Source organism: Curtobacterium sp. MCLR17_036 (genome assembly GCF_003234445.2).
GTDB lineage: Bacteria > Actinomycetota > Actinomycetes > Actinomycetales > Microbacteriaceae > Curtobacterium.
Map to the genome: position 1 here is coordinate 2,029,972 of NZ_CP126269.1, position 25,901 is coordinate 2,055,872.

Here is a 25,901-nt window from a genome sequence, read left to right on the forward strand (position 1 = left end):
CATCGTCCCACGTGCGCACGGACCGACCGTCCCCGCGCGGGCGGCCGGCACGGACCCGTCGTCAGGACCACTGGTCCCGCAGGGACGGGGGCGTCCTCGTCGCCCCGGAGTCGCGACGAGCGCGCAGCAGCAGCACGAGCGACTCCGGCGAGTCGACCTCGTGGAGGCGACACGGACCGACGGAACGTGCCCAGTCGGCGGCGAACGCCTCGGCGTCCTCCCGCCGCCGACCGATGCCGGTGGGGACCGCCAGGCAGCGGCTGCGACGGGTGAGCGTCTGAGCCGCCCAGAGCGCGAGCGTGAGCAACGGCGCCCGTCGGAGTCGCGCGCGGTCCCCGCGTCCGGTCTCGAGCAGGAACCGCGGCGTCCGGACCGGACCGAACAGCTCCGCGAGCGCGGTGGTCACCGTGCGGCGGTCTGCGACCGTGCCGCCGACGGCCTCCATGGTGAACGCCACCGGCACTCCGCCGGCCACGGTCGGGGTGACCCTGATGTCGCCGTCCCCGTACGCGGGGACGCGTCCGGCACGGTGCAGGCCGTCCAGCACGACCCGGACGGCACGTCGGTACCCGAGGGCGGTGTCGAGCCGCTGCCGGAGCGCGGTGCCCAACTGGCGCGCGACGGGCCAGGCGACCGCGATCGCGACGACCACGACGGCCACGGTCCCGACGGCGCCGAGGACGGCACCGCCGCGCCACAGTTCCACGAGGACGCGCAGCGACTGGCCCACGACGGCGAGCACGAGCGCCAGGACCGCGCTCATCACGGCGGCCGCGGTGGGCCCGGTGGTGAAGGGAGCCACGTCCGGCTCGCGGAGGACGGTGGCGGTGCTCTCCCGGTCGGCGTACGGTTCACCGATGCGCCAGGCCCGACGGGTCTGCTCGCGGGGCGGGAGGGCAGCCGCGACGTCGTCGTCGAGTGCCCGGACGGTCTGCCGCCGGTCCTTGCCGACGAGTGCGACGAGTCGGCGGGCCTGCACGTCGGAGAGTGCGGTCCCGACTCCCCGGACGACCTGGGCGTCGTCCTCGCGGAGGAGTCCCCAGATCTGCTGGTGCTTGCGGTGCATCCGACTGACGTCCGGCGCGGCGAGGAGCGGGACGTCGGCGGGCAGGACCGCGGTGACGGTCCAGTTGTGGGCCACCTTGCGGGGCCAGGCCGGGTCGAGCCGGAGGGTGCGACCGCGGAGCTGCTGCGTGGCGGACGAGGTCGCCACGGCGGTGAGGTCGATCAGGGTGTTCGCCGCGGGGCAGTCCCAGCCCTCTCCGAGCAGTCCGCGCGTCCCGACCACCAGGCGGGTCGTGCCGTCCGTGAGCAGGGCCGAGACACCGGCGACGACCGCGGCCGAACCGGTGCCGCCGGTGTCGACCTCGAGGACGTCGGGTCCGTCCGCCGACGGCGAGGCGACCAGCTCGGCGTCGAGCAGGCGTCGCAGGGCGGGCAGGAGGAGGTCGGCGTCGCGGGCGGCGATGCGGAGGTGCTCCGCGGTGACGAGCACGGGCCGGAGTGCGGCGGTGGTCGGGTCGGCGACGACGGTGCCGAACGTCCGGAGCGCACCGGCGCCGCGGCGTCCGCTGCCACGGGCGTTCCCGTGCGTGGCGTGGTCGGTGACGACGACGGCACGGAGGTGGTCCGCGGCGTCCTGTGCGAGTTCGAGTCGGAGGATCTCCGCGACGGCGCCGTCCTTCGCGGACGACGACGCGAGCACGGTGTCCACCGGGTCGCGACCGCGACGCACCCCGCGGTCCGTCAGGGTGAACCCGAAGTCGACGATGGACCGCTTGATGCGCTGCCACTGTTCGGCCCGTTCGGGGTCGGGCAGGAGCCGGTCGAGTGCGTACCGGGCGAGGAGCCGGAGGCGCTGCTCCGCGTCGGGAGCGGTCCGGGCACCGGGGTGCACGAGGGCGAGGAGCGGGTGACCGGGTCGAACCTCGGCGAGCATGCGCGCAGCGGACTCGGCGACCGCGAAGTCGGCGTCGAACGCGCGGGCGAGTCGTGCCTCCGGCGACGCCTGCCCGGGACGTCCTCCGTCGCCCTCGGGGTCGTCGGCCGACGGTTGCAGGGTGTGCACGAGCCAGTCGGCGCCGTCGGGATCGTCGAACGTCGTGCCCACGAGCGCTTCGAGCCGTTCCTCGTGGTCGCGGAGGAACGCGCGTTCCTCGGCGCTGGGTTCGACGAACCAGACGTGGTCGCGGTACGGGGCGAGGTTGCCCTCCTTCACCACGGCCGGGGTGGGGACCTCGTGGTCGACGTCCCCGAGCAGCGCGGTGTAGTTGTCGTGCGCGTCCCGGTCGTCGGTGGACGGCAGGGTCGCGGTGAGTCCGATGAGCAGGGGCTCACGGCCCGACTCCCGGATGCGTGCCGCCAGGTACGCGACGACCAGCGCCCAGTGGTCGAGCAGGTGGTGGCACTCGTCGAGGACGATCGTCTCGACACCGTGCGCGACGAGGCGGTCGACGAGGGCGCGCGCGTTCGGGTGGAGGGCGGCCTCGAGGAGCGCGGGGTCCTCGCGGGCGAGTCGTCGGCGGACGGCGCGGGAGCGCCGCGCGATGCCCGTCCGGTACGCCGTCGGGTTCGCGGTCTCGAGGTCGGCGAGCCACACCGCCGCAGCCTGTTCGTCCCGGCCGCCCTCGACGAGTTCGCGGCGCCAGTCCGCGGCGGCGACGTCCGTGAGCGGGTTCCCCGTCTCGAGCACCGAGAGCATCTGGTAGGTCAGCGCGGTCAGGTCCCCGAGGCGTGCGGGGTCCTCGGACACCGAGACCGACCGGCTGCCGTCGGAGGTGTCGAGGGCGGCCGCCGATGCGGCCCACTGGGCGCGGATCGTCGCGGTCGGAGCGAGTGCGACGGCCCGCGCCCCGTGCCGTCCGGCGAGCAGGAGACCGAGCAGGGTCTTGCCCGACCCCGGCGGTGCGACCACGTGCACGGGGTCGCCCGGCACGACCGGCACCCGCTCGAGCACGTCCGCCTGGTAGCGCCGCAGCGTCCCCCGGTAGCGCCAGCCCGTGAGCGGACCGCGCCGTTCCCCCGTCGTCACTCCCCGAGTCTCCCACGGGTCGCGCCGGACTCCCCGCGCGGCCCCGGGACACCGCATCCGGTCGGCGGTCGGTCGTCCCGCGTGCGCGTTCTGCGGATCGACCGCGAACCGGCTGTGAGCGAGGTGAGTACGGTCGCACCCACCACGATCAGGGAGACGACCATGTCCGATGTCACCACGTCCACCAACCGATACGCCGGCTCGAGCATCCAGAAGGTCGCGCTCGTCGTCGGCATCGTGTTCCTGCTCGTCGGGATCGCCGGCTTCGTGCCCGGCCTGACCTCCGGGTCGCTCGCGGGCGCCGGCCACGACTCGATGGCGATGCTGCTCGGGATCTTCCAGGTCTCGGTGCTGCACAACATCGTGCACCTGCTGTTCGGGGTCGTCGGGCTGGCGGCCGCCGGTCGCGCCTCCGGCTCGCGCATGTACCTGGTGATCGGCGGGATCGTCTACTTCGTGCTCTGGATCTACGGGCTCTTCACCGCCGGCCACTCCTCCGGTGCGAACTTCGTGCCGCTCAACAACGCCGACAACTGGCTGCACCTCGTGCTCGCCGTCGGCATGGTCGCGCTCGGTATCGTGTTCCCGCGCATGCGGCAGCGCCCGGTCGGCGCCTGACGGCCGACGGCCGACCGAACGACACGACCCCGGGGCGCGCGCTCCGGGGTCGTGGTGTGTCCGGGGTCGTGGTGTGTCCGGGGCCCGGCGACGGTGCCGGTGGGGCGGGGCGTGCGCCGGCGGCACGGCCTCGGCGCCGACGCTCCACGACGTGATCGCTGTCGCACGACGTCGGTGTCGTCGCACGACGTCGACGCCCGGCGTGGGCGCCGCCGGCACCGCCTCGGCGCCGACGCTCCACGACGTGATCGCTGTCGCACGACGTCGATGTCGTCGATCGACAGCGCCCACCCCGAGCAGCGCGTCCGCGCGCGTCAGACCTCGGTGAACGGCTCCGCGTCGTCGAGCCGGGCCCGCAGCGCCGGCGCGGCACGTCGGCGGTTGCCGCCGGGCAGCACCCGCCGGGTCGACGACCGGCGGATGACCTCGGCCTTGAGCGTCGCCGCGACCTCGGCGCCGTGCGCGTACGGGAACCGCACGATCACCCGGACCGAGCCCGGCAGGGCGTCGTCCTCGACGGGCACCGGCCCGAGGACCGGACCGGCGGTGAGCCCCTCGAGCGCCTCGACCGCTGCGGTGACCGCCTGGTCGGTGCCGGTCAGCGTCGCCACCCGGACGGCGGGCGGGAAGTGCAGCTCGCGCCGGTCGGTCAGCTCGTCGTGCGCGGGTCCGTCGAGCCGCCACAGCGCCATCGCCGTCGCGAGCTTGCCGCCGATTCCCACCAGGTAGACCTCGGCGCCCGGTGCGCCCTTCGCCGCGGCGTCGGTCCAGAAGCGCAGGACGTCCTCCTGCACGCGCAGGCCCTCTCGCGCGAGCATCTTCTCGCCGTCGAGCAGGAGCACGCAGGCGTACCCGCCCGCGACGCTCGGTTCGGCCCCGCGGGTCGCGACCACGACGGACGGCTTCGCGGGGACCTCGTCGAGCGGTCGGGAGCCGTCCGCCACGACGATCCGGGTGCCGGGGAAGGCGCGGCCGAGCTCGTCGGCGGTGCGCTGGGCGCCCTGGCCGACCGGCTTGACCGTGCCGTTGCCACAGGTCGGGCACCGGAAGCCCACGGCGAGGGCGCCGCAGAACCGGCACTGCGGCGTGGCACCGCGGTGCGGGCTGCCGAGCGGTCCCCCGCACACCCGGCAGTGCGCGCGCTCCCCGCACTCCGCGCAGACCAGGCCGGTGCCGAAGCCCGGGCTCGCCACCTGCACCAGGACGGGGCCGTGCTGGCTCGCCTCGCGGGCGGCCCGCCACGCCGAGCTCGGGATCCGTGCCTGGGCCGCGTAGCCGTCGGCGCCGGTCTGCTGCAGGGTCGGGATCACCTTCGGCGTCTTCGCCCGGTACGGGGTGACCTCCTGCAGCCAGTGCAGTTCGACGAGCCGCTGGACGTCGGTGCTCCGGGCGTGGGACAGGAACAGCAGCGCCGCCCCGGACTGCGCCGCGCGCACCAGGGCGACGTCCCGCGTGTGCACGTACGGCGCCCGGGGCTCGGCGAACGAGGCGTCGCCGTCGTCCCACATCGCGATGAGGCCGAGGGTCGTCGCCGGCGCGTACACGGCGGTGCGGTTGCCGATCGCGACGACGGCGTGCGACCGGGCCTGCAGCAGGGCCTTCGCCCGCTGGCCGTTCGTCTGCTTCGCGTCGAACCGCACGACGCGTTCGGCGGGGAGCACGGCGAGCAGCGCGCGCTCGAGGTCGCCGACGTCGCGGAAGTCCGGGACGGCGATGACGGCCGACTCCTCGGCGGCGAGGGCGTGCGCGGCGGCCTGTGCGAGCGTCGCCGCCCACCCGGGCACCCAGACGGGTGCGGACTCCGGACCGAGTGCGACGGGGTGCGGCACCGCGGCGACGGCGGCCCGGCCGTGCTCGGCGACGATGCCCTCGAGCACGCCGTCGGTGTACCCGGTGACCGCTGGCGGGGTGACCGCGGGTGGTGTCCACGTGGTGTCGCGGGCGAGCCACGCCTTCTCGGCGCGGACCTGACGGGTCGGGACGGCGAGCCGGAGCACGTCCGAGGCGACCCCGGCGGCGCGGTCGGCCACGGCGCGGGCGAGGGTCCAGATCTCGGGCGCCAGGACCGGCACCGGGGACAGGACGGCCTCGACCTGGCTGAGCTCGCCCGGGTACTCACCTTCGCTGACGATCTCGACGACGTACCCATCGGACATCCGGGCGCCGGTGCGCAGCGGCACCTTCACCCGGACCCCCGCGACGCAGTCGTCCTCGAGCTCGGCCGGCACCCGGTAGTCGAACAGTCGGTCCAACTGCGGGAGCGGCGAGTCGAGGACGACCCGCGCGACGGTGGTCACGCGGTCGCCTCAGACGGCGGCGGTGACGAGCCCTGCTGCGGCGCGGAGTTCCTCGACACGGTCGAGCTGCTCCCAGGTGAACCCGGGGAGCTCGCGACCGAAGTGGCCGTAGGTCGCGGTCTGCGCGTAGCGCGGCTTGAGCAGGTCGAGGTCGCGGATGATCGCGGCGGGACGCAGGTCGAAGACCTGGCGGATCGCTGCCTCGATCGTGGCGTCGTCGACGTGCCCGGTGCCGAAGGTCTCGACGTACAGGCCGACGGGCTTCGCGCGCCCGATGGCGTAGGCGACCTGCACCTCGAGGCGGTCCGCGAGGCCGGCCGCGACGGCGTTCTTCGCGACCCAGCGCAGGGCGTAGGCCGCCGAGCGGTCGACCTTCGACGGGTCCTTGCCGCTGAACGCGCCACCGCCGTGCCGCGAGGCGCCGCCGTAGGTGTCGACGATGACCTTGCGTCCGGTCAGACCGGCGTCGCCCTGGGGCCCGCCGATCTCGAACCGGCCGGTCGGGTTGACGATGACGTCGACGTGGGACGAGTCGAGGTCGACCAGGTCGAGCACCGGGCGGATGACGTGCTCGGTGATGTCGGCGGTCAGCTGGTCGAGCGTGACGGTCGGGGCGTGCTGCGTGGAGAGCACGACGGTCTCGACGGTCTTCGGCACGACGCCGTCGTAGCCGATGGTGACCTGGGTCTTGCCGTCGGGGCGCAGGAACGGCAGCTCGCCGGACTTGCGGACGGCGGCGAGGCGTTCGGCCAACCGGTGCGCCAGCCAGATCGCGACCGGCATGTACTCGGGCGTCTCGTTCGTGGCGAAGCCGAACATGATGCCCTGGTCACCCGCACCCTGGCGGTCGAGCGGGTCGACACCGGCGCCGCTGCGGGAGTCGAGCGACTCGTCGACGCCCTGCGCAATGTCGGGCGACTGCGCGCCGATCGAGACCTCGACGCCGCAGGTGCGGCCGTCGAAGGAGACGTCGGACGAGTTGTAGCCGATGCCCGTGATGACGTCGCGGACGAGCTTGGGGATCTCGACGTAGCCCGAGGTCGTGACCTCGCCGGCGACGTGCACGAGGCCCGTCGTGACCATCGTCTCGACGGCGACCCGGGCGTTCGGGTCGACCGCGAGCAGCGCGTCGAGGATGCTGTCCGAGATCTGGTCGCAGATCTTGTCGGGGTGCCCCTCGGTCACCGACTCGGACGTGAAGAGGCGCAGCGGAGCGTTGGTCACCGGGATCAGTCGGTGGGCTGCTGCTGCTTGGTGACGGTGAGCTTGTCCTCGTTGATCTCGTGGAGCGCGACGGACAGCGGCTTGTCGTCGATCGTCGAGTCGACGAGCGGGCCCACGTTGTCGAAGAGCGAGCCCTCGTGCAGGTCGGCGTAGTAGTCGTTGATCTGCCGCGCACGCTTCGACGCGAAGATGACCAGCGCGTACTTCGACTCGACCTTGCTGAGCAGGTCGTCGATGGGCGGGTCGATGATGCCCTGGGGGTTGGCCATGGTGTCTCCTGTCGACTGCGGATGTCGTGGGCGGGTGTCCTGCGCGCGGACCGCGAGGGCCCCGGCACGCACGCGCACCCGTGCACCCGTCAGGGCGCAGAGAACAAGTCTACGACCTCGCGTGCCGCCGTGCTGACATCCGAGTTCACGATCCGCACGTCGAACTCGTCCTGTGCGGCCAGTTCGACCTTCGCGGTCTCGAGACGGCGGGCCTGTTCCTCGGCCGACTCGGTCCCGCGGCCGATGAGCCGGCGCACGAGTTCGTCCCAGGTGGGGGGCAGCAGGAACACGAGGACGGCCTCGGGCATCGCGTCGCGGACCTGTCGCGCGCCCTGCAGGTCGATCTCGAGCATGACCTTCTCGCCGGCGTCGAGCGCGCGGTCGATCGGCGGCCGCGGGGTGCCGTAGCGGTACGAGTTGTGCACCGTGGCCCACTCGAGCAGCTCGCGGTCGCGGATCATCCGGTCGAACTCGTCGTCGTCGACGAAGTAGTAGTGCACCCCGTCGACCTCGCCGGGGCGGGGCTTCCGGGTGGTGGCGGACACGCTCAGCTCGACGTCCGGGTACTGCTCGCGGATGTGGGCACTGACCGTGCCCTTGCCCACGGCGGTCGGCCCGGCGAGCACGACGAGCTTCGACGCACCGCGTCGGCGCCCGCGTGCGGCGAGCCAGTCCGCCAGGGCGGTGCGCTGCCGGGAGCCGAGTCCGCCGAGGCGCTTCGACGGCGCGATGCGCAGCTCTCCCATGACCGTCTCGGCGCGCGCCGGCCCGATGCCGGACAGGCTCGTCAGCAGGTCGCGGACCCGCAGCGAGCGTTCCGCCGAGGTCGACTCGACGAGCTCGTCGGACCACGCGGACCGGGCGACCTCGAGGGCGGAGCGCTCCCCCGACGCGATCGCGGCCTTCACCGCTGCCCGGGCGCGTCGCGCCGCCACCGCGGCCTGCGCGGCGGCGGCCCGGTCGACCTCGGGCGGGTTGCGGTGGGCGGGCTTGTCGTCGCGGTCCGACGTCATGCGGCTGCCCCCAGTGCGGCCCGGATCCGGTCGGCACGGTCGGCGACGAGCGCGGCGACGCCCTCGGGCCCGTCGGTGAGCAGCCCGCGGGACTCGCTCACGAGCACCTGCTCGGCGCGGGCGCCGTACAGCGCGCGGAGGTCCTCGATGCGTGCACCCTGGGCACCGAAGCCCGGGGCGAGCACCGGCGCGGAGCCGATGGCGTCCGCGTCGATGCCGAAGTCGTCGAGGTGAAGGGTCGCGCCGAGCACGAGCCCGACGTCCCCGAGGGCGTGGTCGCCCGCGGTCCGGTTGTCGTCTGCCACGTCCAAGACGATACCGGCAGCCACGCTGCGGCCCGCGCGCGGCCCCTCGGCGAGCACGGCGGTCTGCAGCACCCGGGCCTCGGGGTTGCTCGTCGCGGCGAGGACGAAGACGCCCGCACCGTTCCGGCGGGCCACGGCCACCGTGCCGGCGAGCGAGCCGTAGCCGAGGTACGGCGACACCGTCATCGCGTCGGCCGCGAACGGCCCGTCGCGGTCGAGCCACGCGAGCGCGTAGTCGTCACCGGTGGTCCCGATGTCGCCCCGCTTCACGTCGGCGACGACCAGGAGGCCCACATCGCGTGCCCGACGGATCGTCGCGTCGAGCGCGCGGTAGCCCGCCACCCCGGCCGCCTCGAAGAAGGCCACCTGCGGCTTCACGATCGCCGCGCGGCCGGCGGCCGCGTCGACCAGGGCAGCACCGAAGGCGGTCAACCCCTGCTCGTCGCGGCCGAGCCCCCACGCCGCCAGGGTGGCGGCGTGGGGGTCGATGCCGACGCAGAGGGGTGAACGCGACCCGATGGCGGCCGCGAGACGGTCGCCGAAGGGGGCCGGGCCTCCTGTGCGGGTGGTCACGCTCACCAGGTCGCGCGCTCGAGCGCGTAGTCCTGCAGGCTGCGGACGTTGAGCGGCGAGCCGATCGTCTCGATCGCCGCGACGGCCGCACCGATCTGCGCGATCGTCGTGAACAGTGGCTTGTCCGCCGCGACGGTGGCCGCACGGATCTCGTACCCGTCCGCACGACCGGCGGCACCCGACGGCGTGTTGATGACGATGTCGACCTCGCCCGTGGCGAGCAGGTCGACGACGCTCTCGCCGCCCTGGCTGTACTTGCCGACGATCCCGACCTCGATGCCGTTGCGGCGGAGGATCTCCGCCGTGCCCTCGGTCGCGATGATCGTGAAGCCGAGCTGCTGCAGGCGGTGCACCGGCAGCACGATCGCGCGCTTGTCGGTGTCGGCGACGCTCACGAAGACCGTGCCGCTGGTCGGCAGGCCGCCGTACGCGGCGTCCTGCGACTTGAGGAACGCCCGCGGGAAGTCGCGGTCGATGCCCATGACCTCGCCGGTGGAGCGCATCTCGGGGCTGAGCACCGAGTCGACGACCTGGCCCTCGCGGGTGCGGAAGCGACGGAAGGGCAGCACGGCCTCCTTCACGGCGACCGGGGACTGCGCGGGCACCAAGGCGCCGTCGCGCTCGGGCAACATGCCCTCGGCGACGAGCTCGGCGACCGTGGTGCCGGTCATGATGCGGGACGCGGCCTTCGCCAGCGGGATGCCGAGCGCCTTCGAGACGAAGGGCACCGTGCGGCTGGCGCGCGGGTTCGCCTCGAGAACGTAGAGCACGCCGGCGCCGATGGCGAACTGGACGTTGAGCAGGCCCTGCACGCCGATGCCGCGGGCGATCTTCTCGGTCGCGTCGACGACGCCCTGGATCTCCGCACGGCCGAGGCCGACCGGGGGCAGGGTGCAGGCCGAGTCGCCGGAGTGGATGCCGGCCTCTTCGAGGTGCTCCATGATGCCGCCGATGTAGAGCCGCTCGCCGTCGAAGAGCGCGTCGACGTCGATCTCCACGGCGTCGTCGAGGAACCGGTCGACCAGCAGCGGGAGCTCCGGGCCGATGATCGCCTGGTCGGCCATCCGGTCGAAGTAGTCCGCGAGCGACGGGGAGTCGTACAGGATCTCCATGCCGCGGCCGCCGAGCACGAACGACGGGCGGACGAGGACGGGGTAGCCGATCTCCTCGGCCACCGTGGTCGCGCTCGCCAGGTCGTGGGCCGTGCCGTTCCGCGGGGCGAGCAGACCGGCGGCGTCGAGGATGGCGGAGAACTGCCCGCGCTCCTCGGCCGAGTCGATCGCGCTCGGGCTGGTGCCGAGGATCGGGATGCCCGCGGCCTCGAGCGGCTTCGCCAGGCCCAGCGCGGTCTGGCCGCCGAGCTGCACGACGACGCCCACGAGCTCGCCGGACGCCGCCTCGGCCTCGATGACCTCGAGGACGTCCTCGGCGGTCAGCGGCTCGAAGTACAGGCGGTCCGAGGTGTCGTAGTCGGTCGACACGGTCTCGGGGTTGCAGTTGATCATGATCGTCTCGAACCCGGCGGCGCTCAGCGCGAACGACGCGTGCACGCACGAGTAGTCGAACTCGACGCCCTGCCCGATGCGGTTCGGGCCGGAGCCGAGGATGACGACCTTCTTGCGGTCGCTCGGGGCAACCTCGGTCTCGGTGTCGTACGACGAGTAGTGGTACGGCGTCAGGGCCGGGAACTCGCCGGCGCAGGTGTCGACGGTCTTGAAGACCGGGCGGATGCCGAGGGCGTGCCGGTCGCCGCGGACCTGCTGCTCGCTCACCGGGTGCTCCGGGGTGCTGCGCAGCGACGCGATCTGGACGTCGCTGAAGCCGTGCTCCTTCGCCCAGCGCAGGGTGTCCGCGTCGAGGGTCTCAGCGGCACGGACCTCGTCGGCGACCTCGTTGATGAGCACGATCTGGTCGATGAACCAGGGGTCGATCTTCGTGGCCTCGAAGACCTCGTCCGCGGTGGCACCCGCGACCAGGGCCTGCTGCACCGTGACGATGCGGCCGTCGGTCGGCACCTGGGCCTTCGTCAGCAGGGCGTCCTTGTCGAGCTCCGCCGCCGGGGTGTCCCAGTGGAAGCTCGACCCGCGCTTCTCGAGCGAGCGCAGCGACTTCTGCAGTGCGGTGGCGTAGTTCCGGCCGATGGCCATCGCCTCGCCGACGCTCTTCATCGTCGTGGTCAGCGTGGCGTCGGCGGCCGGGAACTTCTCGAACGCGAACCGCGGGGTCTTCACGACCACGTAGTCGAGCGTCGGCTCGAAGCTCGCCGGGGTGACGCGGGTGATGTCGTTCTCGATCTCGTCCAGGCGGTAGCCGATGGCGAGCTTCGCGGCGATCTTCGCGATCGGGAAGCCCGTCGCCTTCGACGCGAGGGCCGACGAGCGGGACACGCGGGGGTTCATCTCGATGACGATGACGCGGCCGTTCGACGGGTCGACGGCGAACTGGATGTTGCAGCCACCGGTGTCGACGCCGACGCGACGGATGATGTCGATGCCGATGTTCCGCATGTTCTGGTACTCGCGGTCGGTCAGGGTCAGCGCGGGGGCGACCGTGATCGAGTCACCGGTGTGCACGCCGACCGGGTCGACGTTCTCGATGGAGCAGATGACGACGGTGTTGTCGTAGTTGTCGCGCATCAGCTCGAGCTCGTACTCCTTCCAGCCGAGGATCGACTCCTCGAGCAGGACCTCGGTCGTCGGGCTGGACTGCAGCCCGTCGCCGACGAAGCGGACGAGTTCTTCCTCGTTGTAGGCGAAGCCCGAGCCGAGGCCGCCCATGGTGAAGGACGGGCGGACGACCAGCGGGTACCCGAGGTCCTTCGCGAACTCCTTCGCTTCTTCCAGCGTGTGCGCGATGTGGCTGCGGGCGACGTCGGCGCCGGACTCGAGCACGAGCTCCTTGAAGAGCTGGCGGTCCTCGCCGCGCTGGATCGCCTCGACCTTGGCGCCGATGAGCTCGACGCCGTGCTTCGTCAGGATGCCGGCCTCGTCGAGCGCGATGGCCGCGTTCAGGGCGGTCTGCCCGCCGAGGGTCGGCAGGACGGCGTCCGGCTTCTCGATGCGGATGATCTCCTCGAGCGACGCGTTCGTGATCGGCTCGATGTACGTCGCGTCCGCGAAGTCGGGGTCGGTCATGATCGTCGCCGGGTTCGGGTTGACCAGGATGACCCGGACGCCCTCGGCCCGGAGGACACGGCAGGCCTGGGTGCCGGAGTAGTCGAACTCGGCCGCCTGGCCGATGACGATCGGGCCGGAACCGATGACCAGGACGGAGTTGATGTCTGCGCGCTTCGGCATCAGTTGGCTTCCTTCGTGACGTCTGCTGCAGGGGTGGTCGCGGTGGCGGTGGCCGGGTCGAGCGGCTGCCCGTCGCGACGCTCGCGCACCATGTCCGCGAACCGGTCGAAGAGGTACATGCTGTCGTGCGGTCCGGCGGCGGCCTCGGGGTGGTACTGCACGCTGAACGCCGGCACGTCGAGCGCGCGGAGGCCCTCGACGACGTTGTCGTTGAGCGAGTAGTGCGAGACCTCGACCCGGCCGAAGCCGGCCGGCGACTCGAGGACCTCGCCGAGGGGCGCGTCCACCGCGAAGCCGTGGTTCTGGCTCGTGATCTCGACCTTGCCCGTCGTGGTGTCGAGCACCGGCTGGTTGATGCCGCGGTGGCCGAAGGGCAGCTTGTACGTGCCGAAGCCGAGGGCACGGCCGAGCAGCTGGTTGCCGAAGCAGATGCCGAAGAACGGACGGCCGCTCCGCAGCGACTCCTGCAGCAGCTCCACCTGCGCGTCGCTCGCGGCGGGGTCGCCGGGACCGTTCGAGTAGAACAGGGCGTCCGGCGCCAGGGCCTCCAGCGACTCGGCGGAGATGTCCTGCGGCACCACGTGCACCTCGAAGCCGCGGGCGGCGAGGTACCGGATGGTCGAGGCCTTCACGCCGAGGTCGAGCACGGCCAGGGTGCCGATCTGCTCGCCGACGGCGGGGACGACGTAGGTCTCGGGGGTCGACACGACCGACGAGAAGCTCGCCCCGGCCATGCCGGCCTGGTCACGCACGAGCTGCTCCTGCTCGGCGGCCGGCAGTGCCGCGTCCGCACCGCTGAACACGCCGCCCTTCATGGCGCCGGCGTCGCGGATGCGCCGGGTGAGGGCACGGGTGTCGATGCCGGAGATGCCGACGATGCCGTCGCGCACCAGGTGGTCGTCGAGCGTGGCGTTCGCGCGGTGGTTCGACACCACGCGGCTGGGGTCGCGCACCACGTACCCGGCGACCCAGATGCGACGGGACTCGGGGTCCTCGTCGTTCACCCCGGTGTTGCCGATGTGCGGTGCGGTCTGCACCACGATCTGCCCGGCGTAGGAGGGGTCGGTCAGCGTCTCCTGGTAGCCGGTCATGCCGGTCGCGAAGACCACCTCGCCGAGCGTGCGCCCACGGGCGCCGTAGGCCCAGCCGTCGTACCGGGTGCCGTCTTCGAGGACCAGTACGGCCCGTTCGCGTGTCATGAGTTCGTCCCTTCGCCCGCGGTCTGCGGGGGTTCGTGCTTCGTCGACAGTCCCTGCAGGGCGACGAGCGCAGCTGCGTCGCCCTGCGGGAACCGGAAGTAGGTGTCGAGGTCCGACGCGCCCGCGGCGCCGGTCGCCGTCCATCGCAGACGGACCAGTCCCCCGGGCTCGACCACGCGGTCGATCGCCCACGTCGCCCGGTCCGCACCGCGGACCGCCGCCGCCGCGATCCACCGGTCCGGGGTGCCGGCGTGGTGGAGCACCACACCGGTGTCGTGGACGGTGACCCCGCCGCGGCCGCGGAACCCGAGTCCGCCGGCCGTCATCCGCTCGAGCGGCTGGTCGGCGCGGGTCGTCGCGACGGTGAAGCCGTCCCACGACCCGGCCGCCGGTCCGACGTCGGTCGGCACCGGGACGGGAGGCACGGCCTCCGTCTGCTTCCTCGCCCGCGTCCGCCAGGTGCGTGCCATGGCGACGAACAGTGCGGCGACGAGGACGAGGACGATCCCGCCGACGAGCCAGCGCAGGGCGTCGGCGCTCATGCGGACACCCCGCTCATGCGCTCGCCCCGACCCGGACGGCCCTGGCGTGCGCGGCGACCGTCTCGGCGTCGACGAGTGCGCCGTCGAGCACGGTGGCCGCACCGTGGTGGAACGTCGCGACGACGCGACCGGGCAGCCGCATGCCCAGGTACGGGGAGTTCTGCGACTGGCCGGCGAGGTCGTCGACCGAGAAGTCGCGGACCGCCGACGGGTCGTAGAGCGCGAGTTCGGCCGGCGCGCCCTCGGCGATCCGCTGCCCGTGGCCCTCGACCTGCCCGATCCGCGCCGGTGCCTCGGACAGCACCCGGGCGACGTCGGCCCAGTCGAGCTGCCCGCTGTCGACGACGGCGGCCTGCACGACGCTGAGCGCTGACTCGAGCCCGACCATGCCGTTCGCCGCGGCGGGCCACTCGCAGCACTTCGCCTCGGCGGTGTGCGGCGCGTGGTCGGTCGCGACGATGTCGATGGTGCCGTCGGCCAGGGCGGCCCGGAGCGCGTCGACGTCCTCGCGCGACCGCAGCGGCGGGTTCACCTTGTAGCGGGCGTCGTACCCGGCGGCGCCGTCGTGCCCGGCGATGAGGTCCTCGGTGAGCACGAGGTGGTGCGGCGTGACCTCGGCCGTGACGGCGATGCCGCGGGACTTCGCCCAGCGGATCACCTCGACGCTGCCGGCGGTGGAGACGTGGCAGACGTGCAGGCGGGCACCGACGTGGTCGGCGAGCAGGACGTCGCGGGCGATGATCGCCTCCTCCGCGACGGCGGGCCAGCCGGCGAGGCCGAGCTCCGACGACAGACGGCCCTCATTCATCTGCGCGCCGATGGTCAGCCGCGGTTCCTGCGCGTGCTGCGCGAGGACGCCGCCGAAGCCCTTGATGTACTCGAGCGCACGGCGCATGAGCAGCGGGTCGGCCACGCAGGAGCCGTCGTCCGAGAAGACCCGGACCCTGGCCCGGCTCGTCGCCATCGCCCCGATCTCGGACAGGTGCGTGCCCTGCAGCCCCTGCGAGACGGCACCGATCGGTCGGACGGTGACGTAGCCGGCGTCGTCCCCGAGGGCCTGCACCTGCTCCACCACGCCGGCGGTGTCCGCCACGGGGTTCGAGTTCGCCATCGCGTTCACGGCGGTGAAGCCACCGGCGGCCGCGGCGCGCGAGCCGGTGAGGACCGTCTCGGACTCCTCGTGCCCGGGCTCGCGCAGGTGCGTGTGCAGGTCGACGAGACCGGGCAGGGCGACGAGTCCGTCGGCGTCCACGACGGTGGCGCCGGACGCGTCGAGCCCGGACCCGACCGCGGTGATGCGTGCTCCCTGCAGTCGGATGTCGGCACGCGTGCCGTCGACCAGCTGCGCGCCGCGGATGAGGTGGGCGGTCATGCGGTGGTCTCCTTCGAGGGTGCGGCGTTCGTGGTGTCGGAACCGGTGAGCGCGAGGTAGAGCACGGCCATCCGCACGCTCACGCCGTTCGCGACCTGTTCGACCACGGTCGAGCGGGGGTCGTCGGCGGCGACGCCGGCGATCTCGAGCCCGCGGTTCATCGGACCGGGGTGCATGATCAGCGTGCGCTCGGACAGCCGGGCGGCGCGTGCGGCGGTCAGGCCGAAGTGCCGGGTGTACTCGCGCTCGTTCGGGAAGAAGGCGTCGTGCATGCGCTCCTGCTGGATCCGGAGGGTCATCACGACGTCCGGGTCCTCGGCGAGGGCGGCGTCGAGGTCGTGGTGCACGGCGGCACCGAACGGACGCTCCACCGCGGGCAGCAGCGTCGGCGGGGCGACGAAGGTGACCTCGGCGCCGAGCGTGCGGAGGAGCCAGGCGTTGCTCCTGGCCACGCGGCTGTGCAGGACGTCGCCGACGACCGCGACGCGGACCCCGTCGAGCCCCTGGCCCCGGCTCGCGTCCCCGTGCAGGCGTCGCCGCATCGTGAACGCGTCGAGCAGCGCCTGCGTCGGGTGCTCGTGGGTGCCGTCGCCGGCGTTCACCACCGGCACGTCGATCCAGTCGGCGTCGGCGAGCACCCGAGGGGCGCCGGACGCGCCGTGCCGCATGACGATGCCGTCGATGCCCATCGCGCCGAGGGTCTGCACGGTGTCCTTGAGCGACTCGCCCTTCGAGACGCTCGACCCCTTCGCGGCGAAGTTGATGACGTCGGCGGAGAGGCGCTTCGCGGCGGCCTCGAAGGAGATCCGGGTGCGCGTCGAGTCCTCGAAGAACAGGTTGACGACGGTCTTGCCGCGGAGCGCGGGGAGCTTCCGGACCTCGCGCTGGTTGACCTCCGCCATCTCCTCGGCGACGTCGAGGATGTGCACGGCCTGGTCGCGGCTCAGGTCCGCGGTGGAGAGCAGGTGTCGCATCACGCCGCCCCCTGCTCGATGACGACCTCGTCGGCGCCGTCGGTCTCGGTCAGGCGGAGCGTGACGCGCTCGTCGGACGCGGTCGGCAGGTTCTTGCCGACGTGGTCGGCGCGGATCGGCAGCTCGCGGTGTCCGCGGTCGACGAGCACGGCGAGCCGGACGGCGCGCGGCCGGCCGATGCCCTGCAGGGCGTCGAGCGCGGCACGCACCGTGCGGCCGGAGTAGAGCACGTCGTCGACGAGCACGACGACCTTGCCGTCGATCCCGCTCGTCGGGATGGTGGTCCGGTGCGGCGCGCGGCCGATGCCGTGGCCGAGGTCGTCCCGGTGCATCGTGACGTCGAGGGTGCCGAGGCGCTGGTCGCGCTCCGCCGCCCACTCGGGCTCGATGTCGGCCAGGACCGACGCCAGACGGTCGGCGAGGACCGCACCCCGGGTCGGGATGCCGAGGAGCACGAGGTCCGAGGCACCGTGGTTGGCCTCGAGGATCTCGTGTGCGATGCGTGTCAGGGCACGCGTGATGTCGGGTTGCTGCAGGACCGTTCTGGTACCCACGTCGACCCCCTTCCCCGCCTCACAGGACGGCATTAAAGGATGCTGACGTGGTCAACCCTAGCGGGACCCGGCGTCCCCTGCGACCGTCCGACCGGACGGTGCACGACCACCGGAGACGGCTCCGAGCACGCCGTTGACGAACCCGGCGGAGTCGTCCGTCGACAGCGACTGCGCGAGCTCGACCGCCTCGGCGATCGCGACGGCGTCGGGCACCTCCGGGTTGAACCGGAGCTCCCAGACGCCCATGCGCAGGATGCAGCGGTCGAGCACCGGCATGCGCGCGATCGACCAGCCCTGGGCGTGGTCGACGATGACGGCGTCGATCTCGTGGCGCGCCTCGTCGACGCCCGTCACGATCTGGCGTGCGTAGTCCCAGCTCGAGGCGCGCTCGGGCTGGTCGAGGTGGCGGACGGTCTCCGTGGCGAGGACGTCCGCGATGGGCAGCTCACGCACCTCGGCCACGTAGAGCATGTCGAGGGCGCGCTTGCGGGCCTTCGAACGAGCACTCATGCGGTCGGCGCCTAGGAGTTGACGCGGCCGAGGAAGCTGCCGTCGCGCGTGTCGATCTTCACCGTGGTGCCGGACTCCAGGTACAGCGGCACCTGGATGCGGTGGCCGGTCGCGATGATGGTCGCGTCCTTCGTGCCACCGGAGGAGCGGTCGCCCTGCAGGCCGGGCTCGGTCTCGACCTCGGTCGTGATCGACGTCGGGAGCTCGACGTACAGCGGGTTGCCCTCGTTCATCGCGATGGTGACCATCGCGGACTCGAGCAGGTAGTTCTTCGCATCGCCGACGACCGTCGCCGAGACCGGGATCTGGTCGTAGGTGTCGGTGTCCATGAACACGTAGGAGTCGCCGTCCTCGTAGAGGAACTGGTAGTCGCGGCGGTCCACGGTCGCGGTGTCGATCTTCGCGCCGGCGTTGAACGTGCGGTCGACGACCTTGCCGGAGACGACGTTCTTGAGCTTCGTGCGGACGAACGCGCCGCCCTTGCCGGGCTTGACGTGCTGGAACTCCACGACCGACCACAGCTGGCCGTCGATGATGAGAACGGCGCCGTTCTTGATGTCAGTGGTACTGGCCATGAGTCTTCGGTGTCCCGTTCGGTCGTGTTGTGGAAGGTCTTCGGGCGCTGGGCCCCGGACGAGTGTACCGGACGCCCGCCCGCCGCCCGTGGCGTCGTCAGCGTCGTCGTCGGGCGCGCCACGAGTCGACCGCCGCCCAGCCGAGCAGCACGACGGCCGCTCCCCCGAGCAACGCACCGGCCGCCCCGGTCGACAGTGCTGCGGTCGGGCGGGCCGGGAGCGCCAGGTAGACGATCGCCAGGATCCCCGCGCCCGCCCCGAGCAGCACGAGCAGGACGCGACGGATCAGCCCGGTCACCGTCTCGCGGTCGCGGCTGTCGGCGAACAGCCGGATGTTCACGGTGAACTTCCCGGTCTCGATCGCCTCGCCGATGCGGTCGATGCGGCGCGGCAGCCGACGTGCCGCCGACACCACGCCGATGAGCTCCTTCGCCGCCAGGTCGCGCAGCTTCCCCGGACGCAGCTGGTCGGTGAGCTGCTGGCGGGCGAGCCCCCGCGACTCCTCGAGCAGGTCGAACGACGGTGCGAGCGTGCGGAGCGTCCCCTCGAAGATCGCCAGCGCGCGGGCCGCGGCGACGAAGTCCGCCGGGGCCTTCAGCCGGTAGCGCCCGAACACCTCGACCGCGTCGTCGACCGTCTCGACGCCGATCCGCGCGCCGGGGCCGAGCTCGTCGGCGACGAAGCGCGCGATGTCGCGTCGGAAGTCGGGCTCGTCGTGCGCGTCGCGCACCGGCGCCATCCGCAGGACCGCGTCGGCGATCCGCGTGGTGTCGTCCTGCAGGTAGGCGACCAACAGGTCCTGCACCGTGTCCCGGAGACCGGGGTCGAGCCTCCCGACCGAGCCGAAGTCGATCAACGCGGGCCGCCCGTCGGGCAGCACCAGGACGTTCCCCGGGTGCAGGTCGGCGTGGTACACGCCGTCGAAGACGACCTGCCGCAGGAAGGCGCGGAGGATCGCGCGCATCGGCGCGTCGAGGTCGCGGTCCGCGCGCTCGGCGCGGATCGCGCTGAGCGTGTCGCCCTCCAGGAACTCCATGACGAGCACGCGTCGGCCGGACAGGTCGGGGTACGGGTCCGGGAACCGGACCTCGTCGGGGCGGGCGCTGCGGGCCTGGGCGGCGCGGAGCGCGGTGAGGTTCCGCAGCTCCGAGACGAAGTCGACCTGCCGGACGAGGTCGTCGGCGTACTGCTGCGCGACCTCCTGCACGCCGACCTGCCGCGCCTCGGACGACCACCGGGCCATGAACCGGACCACCCGCAGGGCGATGTCGACGTCCCGACGCACCGCGGCGTCGATGCCGGGTCGCTGGACCTTCACCGCGACCGCGGTGCCGTCCTGCAACCGGGCCCGGTGCACCTGGGCGATCGACGCGGCGGCGACCGGCACCGGGTCGAAGGCCGCGAAGACCTGGTCGACCGGGGCGCCCAGTTCCCGCTCGAGCAGCGCGCGCACCTCGTCGACGGGGGCCGCCGTGACGTTGCGCTGCAGGTGCGCGAGGCCCTCGGTCCACTCCTCCGGCAGCAGGTCGTCGCGGGTCGACAGCAGCTGCCCCATCTTCACGAACCCGCCGCCGGCCTCCTCGAGCGCCCGGCGCAGGTGCTCTGCCTGGCCCGCGCGCAGCGCGGACGTCGCGGGGTCGTGCGAGAAGTCGAGACGCCGGAAGGGCAGCAGGTGGTGCCGCCGGGCGATCGCGAGCAGTTCGGTGAAGCGACGGCCGCGGGCGCGCAGCGTGCCGGCGTCGGTGTCGCGTGGTGCGGAGAGGTCGCTCAGACGGGGTGGGGTGGGCACGCCTGCCACTCTGCTCCCCGGGGCTGGGGCGGAGCTTCCCGCGCGGTGCGGGTGACGCCGGTCGCTCCGTCCTCCACAGACCGGAGGCACGGGCCGGCTCTCCACAGGTCGGGCACCGCGCGCCCCCGGGTCGCGTCGGCCGGGTCAGACTCGGCGCATGGAGACAGCACTGGTCGCGGCGTGCATCGCCGCCGGAGCGGCGATCGTCGCTGCGATCGTCAGTTGATTCGGGGCGTTCCAGAACCGTCGGACGGCCGATCGTGACCACGCGTGGCGTCGCTTCACGTGGGCAGTCTCGCCGCACCACGACCGGAGAACATACGACATCTCGACAGCTGTGCTCCGCGAGCTGGAGTCCGTAGCGTGGTGGTCGGAGCGGGACCGTCGGCTCGCCGGGCGAGCACTCTGGAGACGAGCGATGCCCGACCGGCCGGACTCCGACGACCAGACGCAACAGGAAGGACCACGGTGATGTCGATCCTGCGACCACTCCCCGATGCTCCCGACCTCGACGACGACGACGAGGTCCTCTTCGCGTGGGACAACGGCGCCACCCTCGACGAATGGCGGGAAGCACAGCGCACCGGCGTGGTGACCCTCTCGATGCGCGTGAAGTGGTGGTGGCGCCGCACCCGCCGCGTCCTGCGCTGAGCCGACCGGCTGGACCCCGACCGGCTAGACCCCGACCTCCTGGTAGGCGGTGAAGAGCAGGTGGTCCTCGGGGCCCTCGAGGGTCGTGGGCTTCCCGACGCCGTCCAGGATGATGAAGCGCAGCATGCCGGCGCGGGCCTTCTTGTCCCGACGCATCGTCGCGAGCAGCCCCTCCCACCGGCCGAGGCCGTAGGTCGTCGGCAGTTCGAGCGACTCGAGGATCGTCCGGTGGCGGTCGACGGTCGCGTCGTCCAGGTGCCCGGTCAGGCGGGCGAGTTCCGCAGCGAAGACCATGCCGACCGACACCGCCGCACCGTGGCGCCACTGGTAGCGCTCGGCGTGCTCGATCGCGTGCCCGAGGGTGTGGCCGTAGTTCAGGACCTCGCGGCGCCCCTGCTCGGTGAAGTCGTCGGTCACGACCTCGGCCTTCAGGGCGATGGCGAGCTCGACGACGCGCCGGAACTCCGGCGTCGTCGGGTCCGTCACCCGGGCGACGTCGGCCTCGACGATGTCCAGGATCTCCGGGACCGCGATGAACCCGGCCTTCACGATCTCGGCGAAGCCCGTCAGGATCTCGTTGCGGGGCAGCGTCCGGACGAGGTCCAGGTCGACGACCACGGCGCGCGGTGCCGAGAACGCCCCGACGAGGTTCTTGCCCTCGTTGGTGTTGATCCCGGTCTTGCCGCCGACGCTCGCGTCGACCATGCCGAGCACGCTCGTCGGGACCCCCACGTACGGCACGCCGCGCAGCCAGGTGGCGGCGACGAACCCCGCGAGGTCGGTGACCGCGCCGCCGCCGAGCCCGATGACGGCGTCGGTGCGGGTGAAGTCGGACTGGCCCATGATCTGCCAGCAGAAGGCGGCGACCTCGACGCGCTTGGCGCCCTCGGCGTCCGGCACCTCGGCGATGAGTGCTTCGAGCCCGGCGCCGACCAGGAGCTCCCGCAGCTCGTTCGCCCGGGCGCCGAGCGTCGGTGCGTGGACGATGAGGACCTTCGCGACCCGGGGTCCCAGGATCGCGGGCAGCGCACCGAGCAGGCCGGAACCGACGGCCACGGTGTAGCCGTCCGCACCGCCGACGCGGATCTCGGTGGTCCCTGCGGGCAGGATCGGGTCGGTCACGGTGCTCCTTCGGTGGTGGGGTCGGCGCTCACGCCGGAGGCGGTGCCGCCGCGGTCGTCCCGGTGTCCGTCGCCGCGCAGCCAGGCGACGACCTCGTCGACGACGCGGGACATCGGACGCCGCGACGTGTCGACGACCACGTGCGCGAGCTCGGCGTAGGTCGCGGCGCGGTCGTCCATGATCGTCTGCCAGGCGTCGATCCCGCCGGACGCCAGGAGCGGTCGGTCGGAGCCGGCGATGCGGTCGGCGACGGCCTCGGGCGAGACGGTGAGCAGGACGATGCGCGCGCCGACGAGTGCGGAGCGGGTGTCCGCGTGGGTGACGGCTCCCCCGCCGACGGCGATGACGCCGCCGGTGCGGAGCGCGACCCGGACGGCCTCGGCCTCGAGGGCGCGGAACGCCGGCTCGCCCTGCTCGGCGAAGATGCCCGGGATCGGACCGTGCTCGCGGACGATCACGCGGTCGGTGTCGGTGAACGGCACGCCGAGCGCCTTCGCGACGCGCTTGCCGACGCTGGACTTGCCGGCGCCCATCGGACCGATGACGACGACGGGTGCACCGCCGCCGGCAGTGGCACCCGTGCCGGGCGCGGCGCCGTCCGTGGTCACTGGGCGTCGGCCGGTGCCGCCGGCTCCGTCCGACGGGTGCGCAGCGTCTCCGGGATCGAGGCGAGGTACGCGTCGAGGTTGCGCTTCGTCTCGACGACGTTGTCGCCGCCGAACTTCTCGAGCACGGCGTCGGCGAGCACGAGCGCGACCATGGCCTCGGCGACGACGCCGGCGGCCGGGACCGCGCAGACGTCGGACCGCTGGTGGTGCGCGGAGGCTTCCTCTCCGGAGGCGACGTCGATGGTGTGCAGCGCGTGCGGCACCGTCGCGATCGGCTTCATGCCCGCCCGGACGCGCAGCACGGTCCCCGTGGACATGCCGCCCTCGGTGCCGCCGGCGCGGTCGGTCGTGCGGTGGATCTCGCCGTCCTCGCGGTACAGCTCGTCGTGCGCGGCCGATCCGCGGCGGCCGGCGGTCGCGAAGCCGTCGCCGACCTCGACGCCCTTGATCGCCTGGATGCCCATGATCGCGGCGGCGAGGCGCGCGTCGAGCCGGCGGTCCCACTGCACGTGCGAGCCGAGCCCCGGTGGGACGCCGTAGAACAGGACCTCGACGACACCGCCGAGGGTGTCGCCGTCCTTCTTCGCGGCCTCGACCTCGGTCACCATGCGGGCGGAGGTCTCGGCGTCGAAGCACCGCAGCTGGTCGTCGTCGAGGCGGTCGACGTCGTCGGGGAGCGGCAGCTCGGTGCCGTCCGGCACGCGGACGGTCCCGACCTGCAGCGTGTGCGCGACGGACCGCATGCCGAGCTCGGCCAGGAACGCCTTCGCGACCGCGCCGAGCGCGACCCGCGCCGCGGTCTCGCGGGCGCTCGCGCGCTCGAGGATCGGGCGGGCCTCGTCGAAACCGTACTTCTGCATGCCCACCAGGTCGGCGTGCCCGGGCCGCGGACGGGTCAGGGGTGCGCTGCGGCCGCGGGACATCCCCGTCGACTCGACCGGCTCGGGGTTCATGACCTCGACCCACTTCGGCCACTCGGTGTTGCCGATGCGGATCGCGATCGGGCTGCCGATCGAGTACCCGTGGCGGACGCCGCCGGAGACGTGCAGTTCGTCCTGCTCGAACTTCATGCGCGAGCCGCGGCCGTAGCCGAGCTTGCGTCGTGCGAGATCGGCGCGGATGGACGCGAACGACACCGGGACACCCGCGGGCAGGCCCTCGAGCATCGCGATCAGTTCGGGTCCGTGGGACTCACCTGCGGTCAACCAACGAAGCATGGACACCATCCTCCCACAGCCCCGCACGGCGAGACCCCGCAGTACAGCGTGGCGAGACCCCGGAGCACCGGGCGGCGAGACCCCGCAGCACCGTGCTGCGGGGTCTCGTGCGTCACTGGTAGTCGGGGTGGGCGCGGAGCCAGGCCTGGAACTGGTCGACGGCCACGAGGTGCTGGTCGTAGGTGTCCGAGAACACCGTCTCGCCGGTCTCCAGGTCCACCGTGACGAAGTACAGCCACTTGCCCTGCGCCATGTTCGTGACCGCCTTGATCGCCACGTCACCGGGGTTCGAGATCGGTGCCGGCGGCAGCCCGCTGTGCTCGTACGTGTTGTACGGGTTCGACGCGTCGCCGCGCTCGTCGTCCGTCGTCGTCACGCGGTGCGTGTTGCCCGTGCCGTATGCGACCGTGGCGTCGGACTGCAGCGGCATGTCGATGTCGAGCCGGTTCTGGAACACCCGGGCGACCTTCGGGTAGTCGGCAGCGAGGCCGGCTTCCTTCTGCACGAGCGACGCGAACACGATCGTCCGCTCCTGGTCGGCCTTCCGCACACCGGCGGCGGCAAGGTGCTCCTGCATCGTGTCGACCATCGCCTGGAAGTACTGCTGCGCGGACCAGCCCGGGTTGATCGGGTACGTGGCGGGGAACAGCCAACCTTCGAGCGTGGTGACGCCGGACGGCAGCCCGTAGGCCGAGACGTCCTTCGCGGCCGCGGCGACCTCGGTCTTCGTCAGCCCGGCCTTCGACACCATGCCGGCCTCGATGTCGGCCAGTGCCGTGCCCTCGGGGATGACGATCGAGGCCTGCACGCGGTTGGAGTCGTCCTGCAGCGCGGCCAGCGCCGACTTGGAGCTCATCTGCTTCTTCATCGCGTACGACCCGGGTTGGAACTGGACGTCCGGGGACGCGAGCAGCAGCTTGTAGAAGACCTTCGAGTCCTTCACGACGCCGCTGCGCTGCAGCGTCGCGGCGACGTTCTCGCCGATGTCGCCCTGCTTGATGGTGATGGTCACCTTGTCCTTGCCGGACCCGGTGTAGTCGTCGGGCTCCTTCGAGCCGCTGAACGCCGAGACGAGCTGCTGCACCTTCGGCGCGGCGAACGCGTACGCGCTCACCCCGCCGGCGAGCACGATGGCGACGATGACGATGCCCGCGATGAGCGGTCCACGTCGCCGTCCCGGTCGCGGTTCGCGCGGCGGCCGGGAGGCCCGACCACGTCCGCCACGACCGTCACCACCGGCGCCACCGCGTCCACCGCCCCCGGCGTGGTCGCCGCCGTCGCTCGCGCCGCCACCGGACGCGGCGACCGACGCAGCCGAGGGGACCTCGCCGGTCAGGAGCGCCTGCACCTCCGGGTGGAGCTCCTCCGGCCGCGATGCGACCGGCGCATCGGCCGGGGACACCGGCCGGTCGTCGCTCCGCGGGCCGTCGACGGTGTCGCCCTCGTCCCCGCGGACCGTGGCCTCACGCGGGTCGGTGTCCTCGGCGGAGGACCGGCGAGCACGTTCTGCCTCGAGGGCGCGGGCCTCGCGTCGGGACAGCGGACGGTCGGAGGGGGTCCTCCGCCGATCGGGGTCGTCGCCGGGCGCGATGATCGCGTTCCAGTCCAGATCGTCTGTCAACGGTCCTCGGTCTCTCGGTCGGGAACTCCACCTGGGTACCGCCGTCGACGGGTGACGGCAGGACAGCCGGGTGACGGTACGGACAGCCCTGTCAGGGAAGCCTGGCGCCCGGAGGGGCACCGGCACGGCGCTCGTGGTCGAGCGCGTGTTGCAGAATGATAACAGCGGCCGCTTGGTCGATCACGGCTCGGGACTTCTTCGTGTTCCTGCCGGCCTGGTGCAGCCCCCGCTGCGCGGTCACCGTCGACAGGCGTTCGTCGACGAGCCGGACCGGTCGGTGGGCGGCGATCCGCGCCGCGAAGTCGCGGGCGTCCGCGGTCGACGGGGTGTCGCCACCGGACATCGACAGCGGCAGCCCGACGACCACCTCGAGCACGTCGTACTCGTCGGCGATGGCGAGGATGCGACCGAGGTCCGTGTCGTCGTCGCGGCGCACGGTCTCGACCGGCGTCGCCAGCAGGCCGTCGCGGTCGCACACGGCGACGCCGATCCGGGCGCGCCCGACGTCCACGCCGAGACGACGCCCGGACCGGATCGTCAC

22 protein-coding genes are annotated in these 25,901 nt (G+C 72.8%); 2 read left to right on the forward strand and 20 right to left on the reverse strand.

What is annotated here, in order from left to right:
- Positions 1-61 precede the first annotated feature (61 nt).
- Positions 62-3,031, reverse strand: coding sequence for a DEAD/DEAH box helicase family protein (locus tag DEI99_RS09590; RefSeq protein WP_111040523.1), 2,970 nt, complete (start codon positions 3,029-3,031; stop codon positions 62-64).
- Between the two features lie 162 nt (positions 3,032-3,193).
- On the opposite strand from DEI99_RS09590, the gene DEI99_RS09595 reads away from it, so the two are divergent.
- On the forward strand, positions 3,194-3,649 hold the full coding sequence (locus DEI99_RS09595) for a DUF4383 domain-containing protein (RefSeq protein ID WP_181434308.1): 456 nt from the start codon (positions 3,194-3,196) through the stop codon (positions 3,647-3,649).
- A 314-nt stretch (positions 3,650-3,963) separates the two neighbouring features.
- Here the strand turns inward: DEI99_RS09595 and DEI99_RS09600 are convergent, their stop codons facing one another.
- The 14 genes from DEI99_RS09600 to DEI99_RS09665 all read right to left on the reverse strand — a co-directional run bounded on the left by DEI99_RS09600 (position 3,964) and on the right by DEI99_RS09665 (position 20,141).
- Positions 3,964-5,946: a primosomal protein N' family DNA-binding protein gene (locus DEI99_RS09600; protein WP_111040524.1), complete on the reverse strand. Its 1,983-nt coding sequence runs from the start codon at positions 5,944-5,946 to the stop codon at positions 3,964-3,966.
- Positions 5,947-5,955: 9 nt separating this feature from the next.
- A complete protein-coding gene (gene metK, locus DEI99_RS09605; RefSeq protein ID WP_111040525.1) occupies positions 5,956-7,170 on the reverse strand; it encodes a methionine adenosyltransferase in 1,215 nt (404 codons plus the stop codon).
- A 5-nt stretch (positions 7,171-7,175) separates the two neighbouring features.
- Positions 7,176-7,439 (reverse strand): DNA-directed RNA polymerase subunit omega, encoded by a 264-nt coding sequence (gene rpoZ, locus DEI99_RS09610; protein ID WP_017887186.1) that lies wholly within the window; start codon positions 7,437-7,439, stop codon positions 7,176-7,178.
- 89 nt (positions 7,440-7,528) lie between these two features.
- Positions 7,529-8,452 carry a guanylate kinase gene (gene gmk, locus DEI99_RS09615; RefSeq protein WP_111040526.1) on the reverse strand — a complete coding sequence of 308 codons (924 nt, stop codon included), beginning with the start codon at positions 8,450-8,452 and terminating at the stop codon, positions 7,529-7,531.
- Positions 8,449-9,330: an orotidine-5'-phosphate decarboxylase gene (gene pyrF / locus DEI99_RS09620; RefSeq protein ID WP_181434309.1), complete on the reverse strand. Its 882-nt coding sequence runs from the start codon at positions 9,328-9,330 to the stop codon at positions 8,449-8,451. The genes gmk and pyrF overlap by 4 nt, the downstream gene beginning before the upstream one ends.
- Before the next feature lie 2 nt (positions 9,331-9,332).
- Positions 9,333-12,626, reverse strand: a complete 3,294-nt coding sequence (carB, locus tag DEI99_RS09625) for a carbamoyl-phosphate synthase large subunit (protein WP_111040528.1) — start codon at positions 12,624-12,626, stop codon at positions 9,333-9,335.
- Positions 12,626-13,825 carry a glutamine-hydrolyzing carbamoyl-phosphate synthase small subunit gene (gene carA, locus DEI99_RS09630; protein ID WP_111040529.1) on the reverse strand — a complete coding sequence of 400 codons (1,200 nt, stop codon included), beginning with the start codon at positions 13,823-13,825 and terminating at the stop codon, positions 12,626-12,628. Before carA ends, carB begins: the two co-directional genes overlap by 1 nt.
- Positions 13,822-14,367, reverse strand: a complete 546-nt coding sequence (locus DEI99_RS09635) for a PH-like domain-containing protein (RefSeq protein ID WP_111040530.1) — start codon at positions 14,365-14,367, stop codon at positions 13,822-13,824. Before DEI99_RS09635 ends, carA begins: the two co-directional genes overlap by 4 nt.
- Positions 14,368-14,380: 13 nt before the next feature.
- Positions 14,381-15,739 carry a dihydroorotase gene (locus DEI99_RS09640; RefSeq protein ID WP_111040531.1) on the reverse strand — a complete coding sequence of 453 codons (1,359 nt, stop codon included), beginning with the start codon at positions 15,737-15,739 and terminating at the stop codon, positions 14,381-14,383.
- A complete protein-coding gene (locus DEI99_RS09645) occupies positions 15,736-16,713 on the reverse strand; it encodes an aspartate carbamoyltransferase catalytic subunit (RefSeq protein ID WP_111040532.1) in 978 nt (325 codons plus the stop codon). Before DEI99_RS09645 ends, DEI99_RS09640 begins: the two co-directional genes overlap by 4 nt.
- A complete protein-coding gene (pyrR, locus tag DEI99_RS09650; RefSeq protein WP_071255790.1) occupies positions 16,713-17,300 on the reverse strand; it encodes a bifunctional pyr operon transcriptional regulator/uracil phosphoribosyltransferase PyrR in 588 nt (195 codons plus the stop codon). Before pyrR ends, DEI99_RS09645 begins: the two co-directional genes overlap by 1 nt.
- 24 nt (positions 17,301-17,324) lie before the next feature.
- The gene (gene nusB, locus DEI99_RS09655; RefSeq protein WP_071255795.1) at positions 17,325-17,777 is read right to left on the reverse strand and encodes a transcription antitermination factor NusB; all 453 of its coding nucleotides are present in this window, start codon (positions 17,775-17,777) and stop codon (positions 17,325-17,327) included.
- An 11-nt stretch (positions 17,778-17,788) separates the two neighbouring features.
- Positions 17,789-18,352, reverse strand: coding sequence for an elongation factor P (gene efp, locus DEI99_RS09660; RefSeq protein WP_071255797.1), 564 nt, complete (start codon positions 18,350-18,352; stop codon positions 17,789-17,791).
- 97 nt (positions 18,353-18,449) lie between these two features.
- Entirely contained in the window at positions 18,450-20,141 is a 1,692-nt protein-coding gene (locus DEI99_RS09665; protein WP_146247045.1) for an ABC1 kinase family protein, read from the reverse strand.
- 471 nt (positions 20,142-20,612) lie between these two features.
- Here DEI99_RS09665 and DEI99_RS09670 point away from each other — a divergent pair, with 471 nt between their 5' ends.
- Positions 20,613-20,792, forward strand: coding sequence for a hypothetical protein (locus DEI99_RS09670; protein ID WP_111040534.1), 180 nt, complete (start codon positions 20,613-20,615; stop codon positions 20,790-20,792).
- A gap of 24 nt (positions 20,793-20,816) precedes the next feature.
- Here the strand turns inward: DEI99_RS09670 and aroB are convergent, their stop codons facing one another.
- The 5 genes from aroB to ruvX form a co-directional block, all read right to left on the reverse strand.
- Positions 20,817-21,914 (reverse strand): 3-dehydroquinate synthase, encoded by a 1,098-nt coding sequence (gene aroB, locus DEI99_RS09675; RefSeq protein WP_181434310.1) that lies wholly within the window; start codon positions 21,912-21,914, stop codon positions 20,817-20,819.
- A complete protein-coding gene (locus DEI99_RS09680) occupies positions 21,911-22,447 on the reverse strand; it encodes a shikimate kinase (protein WP_258369169.1) in 537 nt (178 codons plus the stop codon). The genes aroB and DEI99_RS09680 overlap by 4 nt, the downstream gene beginning before the upstream one ends.
- 71 nt (positions 22,448-22,518) lie before the next feature.
- On the reverse strand, positions 22,519-23,739 hold the full coding sequence (aroC, locus tag DEI99_RS09685; protein ID WP_111040535.1) for a chorismate synthase: 1,221 nt from the start codon (positions 23,737-23,739) through the stop codon (positions 22,519-22,521).
- Positions 23,740-23,851: 112 nt separating this feature from the next.
- A complete protein-coding gene (gene mltG / locus DEI99_RS09690; protein ID WP_111040536.1) occupies positions 23,852-25,360 on the reverse strand; it encodes an endolytic transglycosylase MltG in 1,509 nt (502 codons plus the stop codon).
- A gap of 91 nt (positions 25,361-25,451) precedes the next feature.
- Positions 25,452-25,895, reverse strand: coding sequence for a Holliday junction resolvase RuvX (gene ruvX, locus DEI99_RS09695; RefSeq protein WP_181434315.1), 444 nt, complete (start codon positions 25,893-25,895; stop codon positions 25,452-25,454).
- Positions 25,896-25,901 lie beyond the last annotated feature (6 nt).